Genomic DNA, 18,111 nt, shown 5'->3' on the forward strand with positions numbered 1-18,111 from the left:
CGCCGAGCGCCGCCAGCACCGCCCGACCCCGGGTGACGATCAGGTGAACGTGGCGCCGAGCGCCGCCAGTACCGCCCGACCCCGGGTGACGATCAGGTGAACGTGGCGCCCAGCGCTACCAGCACCGCGCACCGATCGGGCGGCAGCGGCGCGACGACCGTGACGCCGTCGAGCTGCACGGCCTCGGCGTGGAGGAAGAACTCGACGAGCGCCGGCATCGGGCCGCCGCCGTAGCGGGCGTCGCCGACCAGCGGCGCGCCGCAGGTGGCGAGGTGGACGCGGATCTGGTGGGTGCGGCCGGTCGTCGCGTGGCACCGGACCAGCGCGCGCGCGCCGACGCGCTCGACCACCTCCCACGTCGTCGACGCGGCCAGGCCGTCGGTGTGATCGACGACGACCCGCGCGCCGCGCTGCGCCAGCGGCGCGTCGCAGCCGCGGCTGACCGGCGACGCCTCGCACAGCGCCAGGTAGGTCTTGGCCACCGCGCCGGCGCTGAACGCGCGCCGCAGCGTCGCCCACGCCGCCGGGGTGCGGGCGGCGATCAGCACGCCCGAGGTGCCGCCGTCGAGGCGGTGCACCAGGCCGCCGTCGCGCGGGTCGGGCGAGGCGTCGGCGCACTCGGGGAAGCGCGCGACGACGCCGCCGGCCGCGGTGCCGAGCTCGCCCGGGGTCAGCGGCTGGCTGGGCATGCCCGGCGGCTTGGCCACGATCACCCGGTCGGCGTCGACGTGGAGCACGGTCAGGCGCTCGGCCGCGGCCGGATCGGCGGTGACCCGCAGCGCCGCGTCGTCGACCGGGGCGCCCCGGACGACCACCTCGGCGCCGGCGCCGACCCGCTCGCCCTTCTTGCCGCGGCGGCCGTCGACGCGGACCGCGCCGTCGTCGAACATCGCCATCACGCGCCGCCGGCTGGCGCCGGGGAAGCGCCGCGCGACCAGCTTGTCGAGGCGATCGGCCTCGTCGGCGCCGACCACGAACCGCAGCGCGTCGCTCATACCGGGCGCACGAGCCAGGCCGGCGCGGTGTCGCCGGGCGCGACCTCGGTCAGCTCGGCGGCGATCTCGACCAGCGCGTCGCACCCGACCAGCGACGACTGCATCGCCGAGCCCTGCTTGGGGTGCGGGCGCGCGATCAGCCGCGCGCCGTCGCGGACCAGCGCGACCCGGATGACGTGGGCGCGCCCGGCCGGCTTGCGGTAGCCGTCGGGCAACACCACCGGCGCCCGCGGCCGGGTGGTGACCTGCGCGCCCTGCATGGCCAGGAGCGCCGGGCGCACGAACAGCTCGAAGCCGACCCACGACGACACCGGGTTGCCCGGCAGCGCGAACACCATCGTGGCGCCGGCCTGACCGACGGCCAGGGGCTTGCCCGGCCGCATCGCGACCTTCCAGAAGTCGAGCGTGACGCCGGCGTCGGTGAGCGCCGCGCGCACGTGATCGTGATCGCCGACCGACACGCCGCCGGTGGTGATGACCACGTCGGCCGCCAGCGCCCGCGCGATCGCCGCGGTGGTCGCGTCGCGGTCGTCGCCGACCACGCCGAGGTAGTCGGGCGCGCCGCCGGCGGCCCGGACCGCCGCGCGCAGGCCGTAGGAGCTCGAGTCGACCAGCTCGCCCGGCGCCAGCGCCGCGTCGATCGCGCGCAGCTCGTCGCCGGTGGCCAGGATCGCGACCCGCGGGCGCCGGGCCACGGTCACGGTGGCGCAGCCCAGCGCCGCGGCCACGGTCACCTCGCCCGAGCCGAGCAGGGTGCCGGCCGCGACCACGAGGTCGCCGACCGCGACGTCCTCACCCTGGCGCCGCACGTGATCGCCCGCGGGCGCGGCCGGCAGCTCGACGGTGGCGCCGTGATCGCGCGCGTCCTCGAACATCACGATCGCGTCGGCGCCCGGCGGCAGCGGCGCCCCGGTCATGATCCGGACCGCGGCGCCCGGCGGCAGCGGCGCCGGCGCGCGCGCCCCGGCGGCGATCGCGGCCACGACCGGCAGCGTGCCCGGCACGTCGGCCGCGCGCACCGCGAAGCCGTCCATCGCCGAGTTGTCGAAGCCCGGCAGCGGCCGGCCGGCGACGATGGGCGTCGCCAGGATCCGGCCGTCGGCCTCGGCCAGGGCCACGACCTCGGTCGGCACCCGCGCGATCAGCGCCTGGATCCGCAGCGCCGCGTCGGCGATCGACAGCATGCGCGCACTATCGCCGGTCGCGATCCGCAAATCCAGCCGCGCGCGTACACTGCGCCGTGGCCACGATCCGCTACCGCCTGCGCACGCCGACGAGCTACGGGCTCATCGTCGGGCTCATGGTCGGCCTGTGCGGGTTCGCCCTGTACGCGCTGCACCGCGCCGGCGGCTTCGCCAGCGGTGGGCGCGCCGCGGTGGTGGTCGCGATCACCGCCGGCGTGCCGGTGATCGCGCTGGCCGCGACGGCCGCCTACCGCGCGTGGCCCGGTGGCCACGTCACGTTCACCGACGACGCGGTCGTGGTCCGGCGCGGCCGCCGCCCGGGCCGGTTCGCCCACGCCGACGGCGTCCAGGTCACCGCCCAGCAGATCGACGTCCAGCTCACCGCGGCGCTCATCCCGGTGGCCACGCTCGACCGCGGCCAGCTGGTCACGATCGGCTGCGGCTCGCGCCGTGTGAAGTTCTCGACCCTGCTGGTCGCGCCCGACGACCGCGCCGCGCTCCTGGCCGACCTCGGCCGCGCCGCCCGGGGCGAGCCGCCCGTCGGCCGCACGCCGCCCCCGCCGCCGCCGCCGCGCACCGCCCACGACGCGCTGCTCGACGACGAGCTCGATCGCGCCGACTGACGCGCCGGCGGTCAGCGCGCGGACGGCCGTCACGCGCCGGTCCGCGCACCGGGAGCCTCGCGGCTCGGGTGGGGCCCGGTCGGCTCGGCGACGGACCCGCAGCGACGCCGCTGACGCTCAGCGCAGCGCGTAGGTGACGTGGACGATCGCGATCACGTCCTTCTCGAGCGCGCTGGTGTCGTTGTTGCCCTCCCACGACGTCTCCGACGAGTTGGCCGGGTTGACGTTGATCACGCCCATGTCGGCCGCCTGCAGCCTCGACAGCGACGCGCCGCCGGCGCTCTTGAGCATGTTCTCGGCCCGGGTCCGGGCGTCCTTGGACGCCTCCGACAGCATCTCGATCTTGAGGTCGCCGAGCTTGGTGTAGAAGTACGCGGGCGAGTTCGAGGTCACGGCGATGTCCTGCTCGAGCAGCTGCGTGATCTCGCGCGAGACCCGCTCGACCCGGGCCACGTCGGCCGAGCGGACCGAGACGAACTGTCGGGCGTGGTAGCCGGTGCGCACCTGCTTGGCGATCCGGTCGTCGCCGGTCCCCTCGTAGACGGTCACGTAGACCTCGTCGATGTTGGTCGAGTCGGGGAAAGATCTCGGCCTCGGGCACGCCCTGGGCCTTGAGGTAGGCGACGGTCGCCTCGACGTCAGCGTGGAGCTTGCGGTACGCGGCCAGCTTGTCGGGCGCGTCGGCCGACACCGTCGCGCTCCACTCGATCAGATCGCTGACGATGCGCTGCTTGGCCGAGCCGGTGACCCGGATCGAGCGCTCGACCGGGCGGACCTTGACCCGCTCCCACGACCGGGTCGCGATGGACATCGAGATCGGGGCCGCGGCCGCGAAGCTCACCAGCGCCAGCGCCAAGAGCGTCTTCCCGCGCAACCACGTCGACTTGTCGGTGACGGACATGAACGAACCTCCTCGCGCCGGACAACGCCCCACCGGCCCCGCCTATTGCACGCGCTGCCGTATAGTCCGCGCATGCGTCGTCTCGCCCGCCTCGTCGGCGGCCCGCTCGTCCTCGCGCTGGCCGCCTGCTGTCCGACCCCCAAGGCTCCCCAGCCACCCAGGCCGCCCCCGGCGGCCGACCCCGTGCCCGCGCCGGCCGATCTGCGCGACGCCCGCGAGACCCACCTCGGGCGCCTGGTCCAGCTGACCAACGGCGGCGAGAACGCCGAGGCCTACTGGGCGTTCGGCGGCGACCGCCTGATCTTCCAGACCACGCGCGAGGGCGTGGCCTGCGATCAGATCATGACGATGCCCACCGACGGGCCCAGCGATCCGCTGCTGCTGTCGACCGGCACCGGCCGCACGACCTGCTCGTACTACTTCCCCGGCGACCAGGAGTACCTCTACGCCTCGACCCACGCCCTGGGCCCGGCGTGTCCGGCGCCGCCCGACCGCAGCAAGGGCTACGTCTGGGCGCTCTACGACTTCGACATCTACGTCAACACCGTCGACGGGAACCGCGCGAACCCGCGCAAGCTGTTCGGCGCGCCCGGCGCCTACGACGCCGAGGCCACGATCTGCGGCAAGGACGGCTCGATCATCTTCACGTCCGACAAGGACGGCGACCTCGAGCTGTACCGGATGGACCAGGACGGCGGCAACGTCAAGCGCCTGACCAACAGCCCCGGCTACGACGGCGGCGCGTTCTTCTCGCCCGACTGCTCGAAGATCGTGTGGCGGGCGTCGCGCCCGACCGGGACCGAGCTGACCGACTACCAGGCGCTCCTGGCCGAGCACCTCGTGCGCCCGACCAAGCTCGAGATCTGGGTCGCCGACGCCGACGGCTCCGACGCCCGGCAGGTGACCTACCTCGACGCCGCGTCGTTCGCGCCGTTCTTCCACCCCAGCGGCGAGCGCATCCTGTTCTCGTCCAACGCCGGCGACCCCAAGGGCCGCGAGTTCGACATCTGGGCGATCGACACCGACGGCACCGACCTCGAGCGCATCACCTACGCCGAGGGCTTCGACGGCTTCCCGATGTTCTCGCCCGACGGCCGCCACCTGGCGTTCTCGTCGAACCGCGGCTCGCCGCCGCCGGCGCCGGGCAGCCACAACAGCGACACCAACGTCTTCGTCGCCGACTGGATCGAGCACCCGCCGCGGGTGACCACCGCCGGCCCGGCCGACGACGCGGCCCAGGCCGTGACCTACCTGGCCGACGACGCCCGCGAGGGCCGCGGCGTCGGCACGCTCGGCCTCGACGACGCGCAGAAGTGGCTGACCGGCCAGCTGCGCGACCTCGGCGCGGTCGGCGGCCTCGCCGGGGGCGAGTTCCTGCAGCCGTTCGAGGTCACGGTCGCGGTCGCGCGCGGCAGCTCGACCGCGCTGGCGATCGACGGCGCCGCGGTCGCGGCCGACGCGTTCGCGCCGTCGCCGGTGTCGGCGTCGACCCACGTCGTGGGCGGCACCGTCTACGTCGGCTACGGGATCGTCCGCAAGAAGGGCAAGGACGTCAAGGCGATCGACGACTACAAGGGCAAGTCGGTCAAGGGCAAGGTCGTCGTGGTCCGGCGGTTCACGCCCGACGGCTTCAGCAAGCCCGACGTCGCCCGCTACGGCGACCTCAACTACAAGGCCGTGCAGGCGCGCCAGCACGGCGCGATCGGCCTGCTCGTCGTCGATCAGCCGGCCCCGGGCAAGAGCGAGGCGCCGCTGCCGACGCTCCTGCCGCGCGACGGCGCCGACGCCGGCCTGCCGGTCGTGGTCGTCCAGACCGCGGTCGGGACCGCGCTCACCAAGGGCACGCACAAGGTCGACGTGACGGTGCAGCTCGACGCGGTCAAGGCCACGACCCACAACGTCGTCGCGGTCCTGCGCGGCGGCGCCGCGGCCGCGGGCGCGCCGCCGCTGGTGGTCGGCGCCCACCTCGATCACCTCGGCATGGGCGGGCCCCAGACCGGCGCGCTCGACACCGACCTCGCGGTCCACAACGGCGCCGACGACAACGCCTCGGGCATCGCCGGCCTGATCGAGGTGGCGCGGCGCCTGGCGCCGAAGGCCGCGACGCTCCACCGCGACGTCTACCTGATCGGCTTCTCGGCCGAGGAGATGGGCATCCTCGGCTCGCAGCACCTCGTCAAGCACCCGCCCTACGCCGGCGCGCCTGTGGCGATGCTGAACATGGACATGATCGGGCGCATGCGCGACAACCTCGTGCAGGTGCTCGGCGCCGAGTCGGCGGCGGAGTGGGGCGCGCTGGTGCCGCCGCTGTGCGCGGGCGAGCGCGTCAGCTGCCAGCTCGCCGGCTCGGGCTACGGCCCGTCCGATCACATGGCGTTCTACTCGGGCGGCGCGCCGGTGCTGCACTTCTTCACCGGCGGCCACCTCGACTACCACCGCGTCACCGACGACGCGCCGCTGATCAACGCCGCCGGCATCGCCCGGGTGGCCGCGGTCGTGGCCGACGTCGCGCTCGCGCTCGACGCCGCGCCGCAGCTCACCTACCAGAAGGTCGCGCCGCCGCCGTCGGGCGGCGACATCCCGATGCGCGGCGGCTCGCTCGGCACGATCCCGGCCTACGGCGACGACGGCAAGATCCCCGGCGTGCTGCTGTCGGACGTCGTGCCCGACGGGCCCGCCGCCAAGGCCGGCCTGCGCAAGGGCGATCGCCTGATCAAGATCGGCGTCACCGAGGTGCGCTCGGTCGAGGACCTGATGCTGGTCCTCGGCGAGGCCGCCCCCGGCCAGCAGGCCACGATCGTGTTCCTCCGCGACGGCGCGCAGCAGAGCGTCAAGGCCACGTTCGGCGCGCCGCGCAGCCGCCGCTGACCGCCGACCCGCGCGCGCCGGGACGCAAACCCGGCGCGTCACCCGATCGCGGCCGGGCAGATCGTGGGATGATCGCGAGCGATGACGACCCCGACGACCCCACGTGAGGAGTCCCTCGGCAGCTACGAGATGCTGTGGGATTGCCCGCACTGCGACACCAAGAAGAACCTCGGCGTCACGCACCGGCACTGCCCCAACTGCGGCGCGCCCCAGGACGCGACCAAGCGGTACTTCCCCAGCGACGCCGAGCGGGTCGCGGTCGCGGACCACGCCTTCACCGGCGCCGACCGCGTGTGCGGGTCGTGCGGCGCGGCGCAGTCGGCCAAGGCCCACAACTGCGGCCGGTGCGGCGCGCCGCTCGACGGCACCAAGGCGGTGCCGTTCGTCGTCGAGAAGCAGCCGCTCAAGCCCCGCGGCAAGTCGTGGGGCTGGTACATCCTGGCGGCGATCGTGCTGCTGTCGGTCGCGATCTGGTGGCGCTGCATCCGCAAGAAGAGCATCGAGCTCGACGTCGCGGGCCACCGCTGGGCCACGACGATCGCGGTCGAGGAGTTCCGCGAGGTCGAGGAGACCAAGTGGCGCAACGAGGTGCCGAGCGGCGCGCGCGCGGTCAGCTGCACCAGCAAGGAGCGGTCGACCAAGAGCGTCCCCGACGGCGAGACCTGCACCAAGGTCAAGCGCGACAAGGGCGACGGGACCTTCGAGGAGGTCAACCAGTGCACGCCGAAGACCAAGAAGGAGCCGGTCTACGACGACTGGTGCGGGTACCGGATCGATCGGTGGACCACGGTCGAGACGCTCAAGCGTGACGGCGCGGGCCTCGAGGTGGCCTGGCCCGAGCCGCCGGTCACCACCGGCGTCACCGGCCCCGGCGCCCGCCGCGCCGGTGAGCGCAAGGGCGTCTACACGCTCGAGTTCAGCGACGGCAAGAAGCGCCGCACCTGCGACGTGGCCGAGGCGACCTGGCGCAAGTACAAGGACGGCCAGCACGTGAAGGCCAAGGCCCGGGCGTCGAGCGGCGATCTGGTCTGCTCGTCGCTGTAGCCCGCGCTCAGTCGGCGTCGGCGTCGCACGTGCGGCCGCTCGCGGTCGCGCGCGCGATCCACGGCTGCCCGCACACCACCGTCCAGACGCGCCCGGCACCGTCGCGCAGCGCCTGGTCGCCCTCGACGATCACCGGCAGCTTGCGCGCCCGATCGCCGGCCACGCGGTAGACGTCGGCGCCGGCCCGGGCCAGGCCGTCGCCGAGCCAGACCGCGTCGGCGGGCAGGCCCGGCGTCGCCGGCCACACGCCCTCGCCGACGGACGGCCAGGTGCCGTAGTCGGCGGTGGCGACCCGGCCCGCGCGGATCGTGATCGCCGAGATCCCGGCCGCCCGGCAGTCCTCGAACGGCAGCTCGATCGCGATCGTGCCGTCCTCGCGCTGGCGCCCGTACACGACCGCGTGCTCCCAGTCGCCGTCGACGTCGTGGTAGCCCCAGGTCGCGCCCAGGTCGTGCGAGCGCGCGATGCGCGGGCTCCAGTAGGCCTCGGGGTCGGCCTGGAGCCCGACCACCACCACCTCGGGGCCGCCGCTCACCACCGCGGCGTGGTAGCGCCAGGCGTCGTCGGCCAGGTCGGGGTCGCCGGCCTCGGGCTCGATCCGCAGCCCCGGCACCGACCGCCAGGCCTCGCGCGCGCCCGACCGCAGGCCGAGCTGGGTCCCGCGGATCGCCACGACCGTGCCGAAGCAGTCGAAGCCGACGTCGACGACCCGGCCGGGACCGTCGAGCACGCGCGCGAAGTGGGCGCCGGCGTCGGTCGACACGTAGATCGAGCGCGGGTTCCACGCGGCGACCCAGCCGACGTTCGAGGGCGCGACCGCGACGTGGTCGATGTCCTCGGGCAGCACGGGCGGACGCAGCCGCGGCGCGTCGGTGCGCGCCAGCGGACAGGCGCGCGCGGACGTCAGCGGCGCGGACACGGGTGCGGGGGTGGGCGGTGACCGCGGGACCGGCGCCATCGCTGACGGCGGCGCCGCGGGCGGTGGGCTCGCCTCGATCGTGACGATCCAGGTCACCGATGCCGACGGCGCCAGCGCCAGCCCGAGGAGCACCGCCGCGTGCAGCGCCGCGACGCCGGCCACCACGATCAGGCCGCGCCGCGAGGTGCGTCGTCGAGTCGGCGCTACCGCACGCACGAGTAGGGTCCCCATGGCCCGCCAACGCCCCGCCGCCGATCGCTATTCCGCCGCCGCCGCGCGGGGCCGCGCGTCGATGCGCGCCTACTCGGGCATCGTCGCGGGGCCGACGTCCTCGGCCTTCGGCGCGGGCGCGGGCTCCGGCTTCGCGGCGACGTTCGGCGCGGGCGCGGGCTCCGGCTTCGCGGCCGGCGTCGGCGCAGGCTCCGCCTTCGCCGTCGGCTTCGCGGCCGGCTCCGGCTTCGCGGCCGGCGTCGGCGCAGGCTCGGCCTTCGCCGTCGGCTTCGCGGCGGGCTCCGGCTCCGCCTTCGCCGTCGGCTTCGCAGCAGGCTCCGCCGTCGCCGACTTCGCCGCCGCATCGGTCTTCCCGGCGTCGGCCCCGCGCTTGCGCGTCGTCGGACCGTCGCCCGGTCGCGCCTGGGCCACGGCCGGCGCGTCCCCCTTGCTCGGCGCGGTCGCGACGGCGTCGGCGGTGTCGTCGTCGCCATCGTCGCCATCGTCGGCGGCGGCGCTCACCTTCTTGGGGCCCTTGCCGCCCGTCGCCTTGCCGCCCGTCGCCTTGCCACCCTTGCGCTGGCCCTTCGGGAGCTGCTTCCACTGCTTCTCGGCGCGGTTCGAGCGCGTGCGGTCGACCACCTTGTAGACGACCACCATCTCGCCCTTGTCGACGACCGTGTCGGGCGACTTGCGGTTGATGCGGGCCAGGTCGCGCTTGCCGAGGCCGAAGCGCTTGCCGATCTGCTCGTAGGTCTCGCGCTTGGTCGCGACGTACTCGACCCGCTCGCGCCCCGAGCGCCCCTCCGACAGCTCGAGGTGCTCCTTCGAGCCGCGGCTCACGACGATCAGGCGCCGCTCGTCGAGCAGCGCGACGTTGGCCGCGTCCGCTGACCAGGCCGGCGCCACGAACGCCTGCAGCACCATGCGCGGCTGCAGCGCCGCGTCGACGGTGACGCCGTTCCAGCGCGCCAGGTCCGCGGCCGGCACGCTCAGCGCCGACGCGACCGCGCGCAGGCCGTCGCCGGCGACCACCCGGTAGAACACCCGCCGCGCGCCCGCGACCTCGACGTCCTTGTCGGGCACGGCGACGATCAGCGCCTCGCCCGGCCGATGGTCGACCCCCGAGCCGTACAGATCGTCGGCCGCGGCCGCCAGGTTCTTGGCGCGCACGTCGGCGGCGACCCGCGGCACCACCAGCACGGTGCCGCCGGTGACCTCGGAGTCGTGATCGAGATCGTTGAGCGCGCGCAGCCTCGTGCGCGAGATGCCGAACTGCGTGGCGATGTCCTCGAAGCGCTCGCCGTAGCGCGCGACGTAGGTGTCGACGTCGTCCCAGTCGCCGCGCAGCTGCCCGAGCTTGGTCGCGAACGCGACGCCGCCGCCGGCCGGCACCCGCATCACGAACGCGCGCCCGGCCGGGGTGCGGTTCTTGCGCAGGTGCGGGTTGAGGCGCTGCAGGTCCGCGACCGAGCAGCCCGCGGCCTTCGCGATCGTGCCCAGCGCGATCGACTGCGGCACGGTCACGTCGTCCCAGCGCTCGGGCGCGCCCAGGTCGACGTCGGCGAACCCGAACGTCGCGCGGTTGTGGCCGACGATCGCCGCCGCCAGCGCCTTGGGCACGTAGATCCCCGACTCCCACGGCAGCGCGTTCTCGTAGTCGACCAGCGCCCAGAAGTCGTTGGTGTTGAAGCGCGCGATGCCCTTGAGCACCGCGCCGTAGCCGGCGTTGTACGCCGCCATCGCCAGGTCCCAGTTGCCGAAACGCTGGTACAGGTCGAGCCAGAAGCCGACCGCGGCCTCGGTCGCGCGCACCGGATCGTTGCGCTCGTCGACCCAGCGATCGATCGTCAGGCCGTAGATGCGGCCGCCGCCGGGCATGAACTGCCACAGGCCGCTGGCCCCGACCCGCGAGCGCTCGCTCGAGTCGTAGCTCGACTCGATCATCGCCACGTAGAGCAGGTCCTCGGGCAGGTGGGCCTTGCGCAGCGCGGTCAGGATCACCTCGCGGTAGCGGCCCTGCCGCTCGAGCCAGCCGCGCATGATCCGACGACCGCGCGGATCGTCCTTGTAGAAGATCAGGTAGTCGATCACCCGCCGGTCCCAGGTCATCGGCAGATCGGGCATCGTCAGGTCGGCGAGCCACGGCAGGTCAGGCCGGAGCTCGGTCGGCGACGCGGCCCGCCGCGGCCCGGTGGTGGACTCGATCCATGGCCCGGCGGCGGTCGAGAACGCCTCGAGCTCGAACTCGCGCAGCTCGTCACGCCACGGCAGGCAGCTCATGTCGACCGGGCAGCCGCGCACCGCCGTCCGCTGATCGGTCCGGGCGGTCAGCGGTGGCCGCGTCGTCACCGGCGCCGTCGCGCGCTGGTCCTGGGGCCCCGTCGTGCGCGCGTCCGGAGGCACCTCGGCGCGCGCGAAGGTCGCGGTCGCGCTCAGGCAGACCAGGGCCATGATCGATCGCCGAGCCAGCATCGCCAGACTGTAGGCGCGCGCGCGTCGGTGATCCACTTTTGCGACATCCGCCAACGGTTGCGCGCAGTTGACCGTGCCGCTGGGCCTGTGGTGATACGCCGCAGTCGCCATGCGCACAAGGTGCGTGCTAGGGTGCAACCAGTCGGCTCGAGCCGATCCAGGAGCCTCTATGCCCGGCATGGGCGAACTACTCATCATCCTTCTAATCGTGCTGGTCGTCTTCGGTGCCAGCAAGTTGCCCCAGATCGGCCACGGCCTGGGCTCGGCGATCAAGAACTTCAAGCGCGCGGCCGCGGGCGACGACGAGATCGAGGTCTCGAAGAAGGCGCTCGACGGCAAGAGCAGCAAGGAGCTCGGCGCGGGCGCCGACGAAGACGGCGAGTTCGAAGAGGTCGTCGTGCGCCGCCGCGTGAAGAAAGAGAGCTGAGCGCCAAGGCCGGACGGCGGCCAACGCTCACGGCGTTCGCTCGCCCGGAGGCCAGCGCTCACGGCCGGCCGCGTCGCCGGCCCAGCAGCTCGCGTGCGCTGGCGCGGACCGCGTCGGTCAGCTCGCTCGACGCGACGATCGCGGCCCAGTCGGCCGGCGCCAGGGTCACCACCAGGCGCAGCGCGACGTGCACCGGCGTGTGCGGGTTGAGCGCGAGCGCGCGGCGGACCCCGGCGCGCGTCGACCAGCGCCGGTGCTCGGCGACCAGGACCAGCGCCGCCGGCACCGCCGGTCGCGTCGCCGCGACCCGCACCACCTCGGGCTCGGTGAGCTGGGGGTTGTCGAGGAGGATCGCGACCACGTCGGGGTGCGGATCGCGCAGCAGCTCGGTGAGCGCGTCCCCGCGGGGCCGCCGCGCCAGCGCCTTGCGCTCACCCAGGGTCAGCGGGCGCCCGCGGTTGCGCAGCGGGCGCTCGGGCCGGAGCTGGCGATCGAGCTCGCGCCCGCTCGCGGTCGGCGGCGACGCGTTCAGGATCAGCCGCTGGAACGCGGTCGCGCCCGCGGCGTGGCCGGCGTCGTAGAGCGCGACCCGGACCGGGTACTCGAGCTCGGCCAGCGCCTGCGGCAGGCAGCCGACCGCGGCCAGCACCTCGGGATCGTCATCGCCGACGGCCGCCCGGGCCAGGAGCGCCACCACGGCCGCGACCGCGACCGCGGGCTCGGCGCCCAGGAACGTCGCGAGCTGGCGGATCTTCAGCGGCCGATCGGCGAACCGCCGCAGCCGGCTCAGGATCGGCGCGTCGGCGCCGTCGCTCACGCCCGGCGCGAAGGCCGGCCGGCCCGGCCCGTCACTCGTGCCCCTCGGCGTCGGCCATCTCCTCGAGCTTGGCCTCGAGCTCGGCGATGCGATCGGCCAGGTTGCGCACGTCCTTGTGCAGGCCCGAGAACGGCGAGATGCCGCCGATCGCCGTCCGGACCTTGCCGTCGACGCGCTTCTGCCACTCGTCGAGCGCGCGCTGCTGCTCGTTGACCCAGTGGCGGAACTCGCGCAGGACCACCAGCTCGCGCCGCCGCGGCGCGCCCGCCGGATCGCTCTCGTCGAGGTCGTCGACCTCCTCGGGCGCCGGCTCGTCGGGGTCGCGCTTGAACGGCAGCACGCTGGTGACCCGGCGCTGGGCCTCGGCGAACCACTCGCCGCCGTTCTGGATGATGTTGCGCATCGCGCCCAGCGGCATGAAGCTGCGCTGCTTCTTCTCTTCCTCGAAGATGATCTGCGCCAGCGTGACCGAGGTGAGATCCTCCTTGGTCTTGTTGTCGACGATCTTGACCTCGTCGCCGGCGCGGATCATCTCGGAGATCTGGTCGAGCGTCACGTAGCGGCTGTGCTGCGTGTCGTAGAGCTTGCGGTTGGCGTACCGCTTGATGACTCGCGCCTCGGCCATGGTGACTCCTCGAGGGCTGACCCTCTCCTCTACAGGTATCACGCGCCGCGGCACGGCGGCAACGCACCGCGGCGTAGGCTGGGGCTCGACAGGAGCCGTGGCCCTGCGCTACCCATGTCCGATGCGCGCTCACCTGGTCCTCACCGTCGCCCTCCCCCTCGCGGCCGCCTGTGGCGGTGACGACGGCGGCAGCCCCGCCATCGACGCCCCCGCGGCCTCGATCACGTCGGTCGCCTGCGGCGGGGCCACCGTCGCCGGCACCGTCACCGCCCCGGGCTTCGCGTTCGAGCCGATGGCCACCACCATCAGCGTGGGCCAGGTCGTGCGGTTCACGATGCCCGCGACCCACAACGCGGTGTCGAACACCGCGGGCCAGTTCCGCGTCGACTTCGGCGGCGACAGCTGCTTCCGGTTCGACACCGCGGGCACGTTCGGCTTCCACTGCGAGCCGCACCAGTTCACCGGCACGATCGTCGTCCAGTAGCGCGTGCCGTTCCCCGGCTTCGAGCTGGCGTGCGTCGCGATCGTGGCGCTGGCGCTGGCGGCGCTGGCGCGCACGCGGCCGTGGCGCGGCCTGCTGTTCGACTACGCCGCGCTCGCGGTCGCCGGCTGGGTCGGCGAGCAGACCTGCATCGCCTGGTACGACTTCTACCGCTACGCGCCGAGCTGGCACGGCCGCCTCGGCCACGTGCCGGCGCTGATCCCGATCATCTGGCCGCTGGTGATCCTGTCGGCGCGCGCGGTCGTCGACGCGGTCGCCCCCGGGCTGGGGTGGCGCCGGCCGCTGGTGGTCGGCGCGCTGGTGGCGTTCGACGCCTCGCTGGTCGAGGTGATCGCGGTCGCGGCGGGGCTGTGGGGCTGGGCCGAGCCCGGCCACCTCGACGTCCCGGTGCTGGGCGTCCTCGGCTGGGGCTTCTTCGCCGGCGGCGCCGACGTCGCGCTGCGCCAGCGACCGTCGCTGCGCCCGCTGGCGCTCCTCGGCGCGCTGGCCCTGACCCACGCGCTGATCGTCGGCGCGTGGTGGGCGCTGTTCCGCTGGACCGTCCGCGGCGACCTCGGCGACGCGTCGGTGGTGGCCGTCGTCGCGCTGGGCGCCGCGCTGGTGCCGGTCGCCGTCGCGCTGCGCCGGCGCGGGCGCACGCTGCCGCTCGACGTCGCGCTGCCGCGGATGATCGCCGCCAGCCTGTTCGTCGTCACGCTGGTCGTCGTCGCCGGCGCCGCCACCCGCCTGTGGCTCCACACCGCCGCGGTGGCCGTGCCCTACCTGGCGCTGACCGCGCTGCCGACGCGGCGCTGACCCGGCTGCGGCGGATGACCGCAAGCGAGCCTGGCCGGTCGCCCGCCCGCGCCCGCCGGCGGGGCGTATGCTGGCGCCACCGTCGGCGCTGGCGCCGGCAGGAGGTGCTCGTGACCCTCTCCTTCACGCTCAACGGCTCGCCGGTCACGGTCGAGCCGCGCCCCGACGAGTCGCTGCTCGAGACCCTGCGCGAGCGCTGCGGCGTCCACTCGCTCAAGGACGGCTGCGCGCCCCAGGGCCAGTGCGGCTGCTGCCTGGCGATCGTCGGCGGCCGCGCGGTCGTCACCTGCGCGATGCCGGCCGCCAAGGCCGCGGGCAAGGAGATCGTGACCCTCGACGGCGTCCCGGCCGCCGAGCGCCAGCAGATGGCCGACGCGTTCGTCGCCGCCGCCGGCCTGCAGTGCGGCTTCTGCATCCCCGGCATCATGGTGCGCGCCAAGCACCTGCTCGATCACACGCCCGATCCGTCGCGCGACGAGATCGCCCGGGCCATCGACGTCCACCTGTGCCGCTGCACCGGCTACGTCAAGATCATCGACGCGGTCCAGCTCCTGGCCCGGGCCCGCCGCGGCGAGGTCGTGCCGACGCCCCACCCCGACGGCGGCGTCGGCGATCGGGTCGCGCGCTACCGCGGCGCCGATCTCGCCCTCGGCGTGCGCCCCTACGTCGCCGATCTGCGGCGCGACGGCATGCTCTTCGGCGCGCTCCACCTGACCGCGCACCCCCGCGCCAGGGTGGTCCGCATCGACACCGCCCGCGCCGCCGCGCACCCCGGCGTGGTCGCGGTCGCGACCTACCGCGACGTCCCGGGCCAGCGCTGGTACGGCCTGATCAAGCAGGACTGGCCCGCCTTCGTCGCCGAGGGCGAGGAGGTCCGCTGCGTCGGCGACGTGCTGGCCGCGGTCGCCGCGATCGATCAGGCCACCGCCCGGGCCGCCGCCGCGCTGATCGACGTCGAGTACGAGGTGCTGCCGCCGGTGACGTCGCCGGCCGAGGCGCTGGCGCCCGGCGCGCCCCAGGTCAACCCGACCTACGGCAACGTGCTGTCGCACACGCGCATCCGCCGCGGCGACGTCGACGCCGCGCTGGCCGCGAGCGCCCACGTCGTCACCGGCACCTGGACCACGCAGCGCATCGAGCACCTGTTCCTCGAGCCCGAGAGCGCGCTGGTCGAGCCGGGCCCGCGCCCGGGCACGTACAAGCTCTACAGCCAGGGCCAGGGCGTCTTCGACGATCGCCGCCAGTGCGCGGCGTTCCTCGGCATCCCCGAGGACGATCTCGCGGTCGAGCTGGTGCCCAACGGCGGCGCGTTCGGCGGCAAGGAGGACATGTCGGTCCAGGCCCAGACCGCGCTGCTCGCGCACCTGACCCAGCGGCCGGTGCTCGTGACGCTGACGCGGGAGCAGTCGGTGCGCATGCACCCCAAGCGCCACCCGATCGCGATGACGTACACCGTCGGCTGCGACGCCGCCGGCGCGCTGACCGCGGTCAAGGCCGAGATGATCGGCGACACCGGCGCCTACGCCTCGGTCGGCGCCAAGGTGCTCGAGCGCGCCGCCGGCCACGCCTGCGGGCCGTACCGCGTGACCAACGTCTCGGTCGACGCGATCGCCGCGGTCACGAACAACCCGCCGTGCGGCGCGATGCGCGGGTTCGGCGCCAACCAGGCCGCGTTCGCGATCGAGGGCTGCATGGATCTGCTGGCCGCCCAGGTCGGCCTCGACGGCTGGGAGATGCGCTGGCGCAACGCCGTCGAGATCGGCGACACGTTCGCGTCGGGGCAGGTGTTCGAGAAGTCGGTCGGCTTGAAGCAGACCTTGCAGGCGGTCAAGCCCGCCTACGACGCCGCGCGCGCCGCCGGGGCCGCGGTCGGGATCGCCTGCGGCCTCAAGAACAGCGGCATCGGCAACGGCGCGGTCGAGTGGGGCAAGGCCCGGCTGGTGGTCGAGGCCGACGGCACGGTGTCGCTCTACAACGGCTACACCGAGATGGGCCAGGGCCTGCTGACGGTGCTGGCCCAGTTCGCGGCCGAGGTCAGCGGGCTGCCGTCGTCGGTGTTCCGGCCCAAGGTCGACTCGACGTTCGCGCTCGGCTGCGGCCAGACCACCGGCTCGCGCGCGACCTTGTTCGGCGGCAACGCCGTGGTCAGCGCCGCGACCAAGCTGCGGGCCGCGCTCGACGCCGGTCGCACGCTGGCCGAGCTGGCCGGCGAGGTGTTCGCGGCCGACGTGATGATCGACGACACCACCGCGCCCGGCGCCGACGTCGCCAAGGTCAAGACCCACACCTCGTTCGGCTTCGCGACCCAGGTGGTCATCCTCGACGACGCCGGCCGGGTCGCGCGGGTCGTCGCCGCCCACGACGTCGGCCGCGCGGTCAACCCCGACCTGTGCGAGGGCCAGCTCGAGGGCGCGGTCCACATGGGCCTGGGCTACGCGCTGACCGAGGAGCTGGCGTGCGAGGGCGGCTGGCCCACGACCCACAAGCTGCGCGAGCTGGGCGTGCTGCGGGCCCGCGACATGCCGACGGTCGAGGTGATCCTCGTCGAGGATCCCGAGCCCGAGGGCCCGTTCGGCGCCAAGGGCGTCGGCGAGATCGGCCTGGTGCCGACCGCCGGCGCGGTCGCCGGCGCGCTGGCCGCGTTCGACGGCGAGCGGCGCTACACCCTGCCGATGCGCGACGCGCCGGCGGCGCGGGCGATGAGCGTCGGCAAGCGCGGCGGGGCCAAGGCCGCGCCATGACCGCGGGCCTGGTCAACGCCCACACCCACCTGTACAGCGGGCTCGCGCCGTACGGGCTGCCGGCGCCGACGGTGGCGCCGACCTGCTTCGTCGAGATCCTCGAGCGGGTCTGGTGGCGGCTCGACCGCGCGCTCGACCACGCCTCGCTGCAGGCCGCGGCCGAGCTCTACGTCGCCGAGGCCGTGGCCGCGGGCACCGCCGGGCTCATCGATCACCACGAGTCGCCGGGGTTCATCGACGGCTCGCTCGACGTGCTGGCCGACGCGTGCGCGCGCTTCGGCATGCCGGCGGTCCTGTGCTACGGCGCCACCGAGCGCAACGGCGGCCGCGCCGAGGCCCGCGCCGGCCTGGCCGAGTGCGCGCGCCTGGCCCGGGCCAACACCCGCCCGCTGGTCCGGGTCGCGGTCGGATTGCACGCGTCGTTCACCGTCTCCGACGAGACGATCGCCGAGGCCGCCGCGCTCGCGCGCGAGCTCGGCACGGTGCTGCACGTCCACGTCGCCGAGGACGGCGCCGACGTCGCCGACGCCCGGGCCCGCGGCTACCTCGGCGTGATCGATCGCCTGGCCCGGCACGGCGCGCTGGTGCGCGGCTCGATCTTCGCGCACGGCGTCCACCTCTCCACGGCCGAGGTCACGGCCTGCGCCGACGCCGGCTGCTGGCTGGTGCAGAACCCGCGCTCGAACAAGGGCAACCAGGTCGGCTACCCGACGGCGCTGGCGGCGTCGGCGCGGGTCGCGCTCGGCACCGACGGCTACCCGGCGGTGATGGCCGACGAGGAGGCCGCGCTCCTGGCCGAGTCCGCCGCCCACGGCGACGATCCGATGCGGGTCGCCGCGCGCCCGACCGCCGGCGCCGCGCTCCTGGCCGAGCGGTTCGGACACCCGGTGCCCGCACCCGACGTCGCGACCGTCGCCGCCGCCGCCGCCGCGCTCGAACAGGTCCGCGCCCGCGCCCACGAGGTCGCGCCGGCGCTGTGGGCGCG

14 protein-coding genes and 2 pseudogenes are annotated in these 18,111 nt (G+C 74.7%); 8 read left to right on the forward strand and 8 right to left on the reverse strand.

Features of this window, described 5'->3' with window-relative positions; genetic code table 11:
* Window positions 1-92: 92 nt before the first annotated feature.
* The gene (locus IPL61_38165; protein ID MBK9037017.1) at window positions 93-995 is read right to left on the reverse strand and encodes an RluA family pseudouridine synthase; all 903 of its coding nucleotides are present in this window, start codon (window positions 993-995) and stop codon (window positions 93-95) included.
* Window positions 992-2,179 (reverse strand): molybdopterin molybdotransferase MoeA, encoded by a 1,188-nt coding sequence (locus IPL61_38170; protein MBK9037018.1) that lies wholly within the window; start codon window positions 2,177-2,179, stop codon window positions 992-994. The genes IPL61_38165 and IPL61_38170 overlap by 4 nt, the downstream gene beginning before the upstream one ends.
* A 56-nt stretch (window positions 2,180-2,235) precedes the next feature.
* Between IPL61_38170 and IPL61_38175 the strand changes: the two genes are divergently transcribed.
* Window positions 2,236-2,802, forward strand: coding sequence for a hypothetical protein (locus IPL61_38175; GenBank protein MBK9037019.1), 567 nt, complete (start codon window positions 2,236-2,238; stop codon window positions 2,800-2,802).
* A gap of 117 nt (window positions 2,803-2,919) precedes the next feature.
* Here IPL61_38175 and IPL61_38180 read toward each other — a convergent pair whose 3' ends face one another.
* Together IPL61_38180 and IPL61_38185 are read right to left on the reverse strand one after the other, a co-directional pair.
* Window positions 2,920-3,351: an SIMPL domain-containing protein gene (locus IPL61_38180; GenBank protein ID MBK9037020.1), complete on the reverse strand. Its 432-nt coding sequence runs from the start codon at window positions 3,349-3,351 to the stop codon at window positions 2,920-2,922.
* A 34-nt stretch (window positions 3,352-3,385) separates the two neighbouring features.
* A pseudogene (locus IPL61_38185) lies at window positions 3,386-3,703 on the reverse strand (SIMPL domain-containing protein).
* A gap of 72 nt (window positions 3,704-3,775) precedes the next feature.
* Here IPL61_38185 and IPL61_38190 point away from each other — a divergent pair.
* Window positions 3,776-6,571, forward strand: a complete 2,796-nt coding sequence (locus IPL61_38190; GenBank protein ID MBK9037021.1) for a M28 family peptidase — start codon at window positions 3,776-3,778, stop codon at window positions 6,569-6,571.
* 81 nt (window positions 6,572-6,652) lie between these two features.
* Window positions 6,653-7,615: a hypothetical protein gene (locus tag IPL61_38195; GenBank protein ID MBK9037022.1), complete on the forward strand. Its 963-nt coding sequence runs from the start codon at window positions 6,653-6,655 to the stop codon at window positions 7,613-7,615.
* 7 nt (window positions 7,616-7,622) lie between these two features.
* Here IPL61_38195 and IPL61_38200 read toward each other — a convergent pair whose 3' ends face one another.
* Window positions 7,623-8,750, reverse strand: a complete 1,128-nt coding sequence (locus IPL61_38200) for a hypothetical protein (GenBank protein MBK9037023.1) — start codon at window positions 8,748-8,750, stop codon at window positions 7,623-7,625.
* A gap of 84 nt (window positions 8,751-8,834) precedes the next feature.
* Window positions 8,835-11,219 carry a transglycosylase SLT domain-containing protein gene (locus IPL61_38205; GenBank protein MBK9037024.1) on the reverse strand — a complete coding sequence of 795 codons (2,385 nt, stop codon included), beginning with the start codon at window positions 11,217-11,219 and terminating at the stop codon, window positions 8,835-8,837.
* A gap of 169 nt (window positions 11,220-11,388) precedes the next feature.
* Here IPL61_38205 and tatA point away from each other — a divergent pair, with 169 nt between their 5' ends.
* Window positions 11,389-11,646 carry a twin-arginine translocase TatA/TatE family subunit gene (gene tatA, locus IPL61_38210; GenBank protein ID MBK9037025.1) on the forward strand — a complete coding sequence of 86 codons (258 nt, stop codon included), beginning with the start codon at window positions 11,389-11,391 and terminating at the stop codon, window positions 11,644-11,646.
* Window positions 11,647-11,704: 58 nt separating this feature from the next.
* On the opposite strand, the gene IPL61_38215 is transcribed toward tatA, so the two are convergent.
* The gene (locus tag IPL61_38215) at window positions 11,705-12,463 is read right to left on the reverse strand and encodes a hypothetical protein (GenBank protein MBK9037026.1); all 759 of its coding nucleotides are present in this window, start codon (window positions 12,461-12,463) and stop codon (window positions 11,705-11,707) included.
* Between the two features lie 31 nt (window positions 12,464-12,494).
* Entirely contained in the window at window positions 12,495-13,088 is a 594-nt protein-coding gene (locus tag IPL61_38220; protein MBK9037027.1) for a polyhydroxyalkanoate synthesis regulator DNA-binding domain-containing protein, read from the reverse strand.
* 121 nt (window positions 13,089-13,209) lie between these two features.
* Here IPL61_38220 and IPL61_38225 point away from each other — a divergent pair, with 121 nt between their 5' ends.
* The 4 genes and pseudogenes from IPL61_38225 to IPL61_38240 all read left to right on the forward strand — a co-directional run bounded on the left by IPL61_38225 (window position 13,210) and on the right by IPL61_38240 (window position 17,929).
* Window positions 13,210-13,572: a hypothetical protein gene (locus IPL61_38225; protein ID MBK9037028.1), complete on the forward strand. Its 363-nt coding sequence runs from the start codon at window positions 13,210-13,212 to the stop codon at window positions 13,570-13,572.
* Window positions 13,573-13,575: 3 nt separating this feature from the next.
* A complete protein-coding gene (locus tag IPL61_38230; GenBank protein ID MBK9037029.1) occupies window positions 13,576-14,385 on the forward strand; it encodes a hypothetical protein in 810 nt (269 codons plus the stop codon).
* 14 nt (window positions 14,386-14,399) lie between these two features.
* On the forward strand, window positions 14,400-17,126 hold the full coding sequence (xdh, locus tag IPL61_38235) for a selenium-dependent xanthine dehydrogenase (protein MBK9037030.1): 2,727 nt from the start codon (window positions 14,400-14,402) through the stop codon (window positions 17,124-17,126).
* A pseudogene (locus IPL61_38240) lies at window positions 17,123-17,929 on the forward strand (amidohydrolase family protein). The gene xdh and the pseudogene IPL61_38240 overlap by 4 nt, the downstream one beginning before the upstream one ends.
* The last annotated feature ends 182 nt before the right edge of the window (window positions 17,930-18,111 follow it).

The organism is Myxococcales bacterium (genome assembly GCA_016717005.1).
In the GTDB taxonomy this organism is placed as follows: Bacteria; Myxococcota_A; Polyangia; order Haliangiales; family Haliangiaceae; genus UBA2376.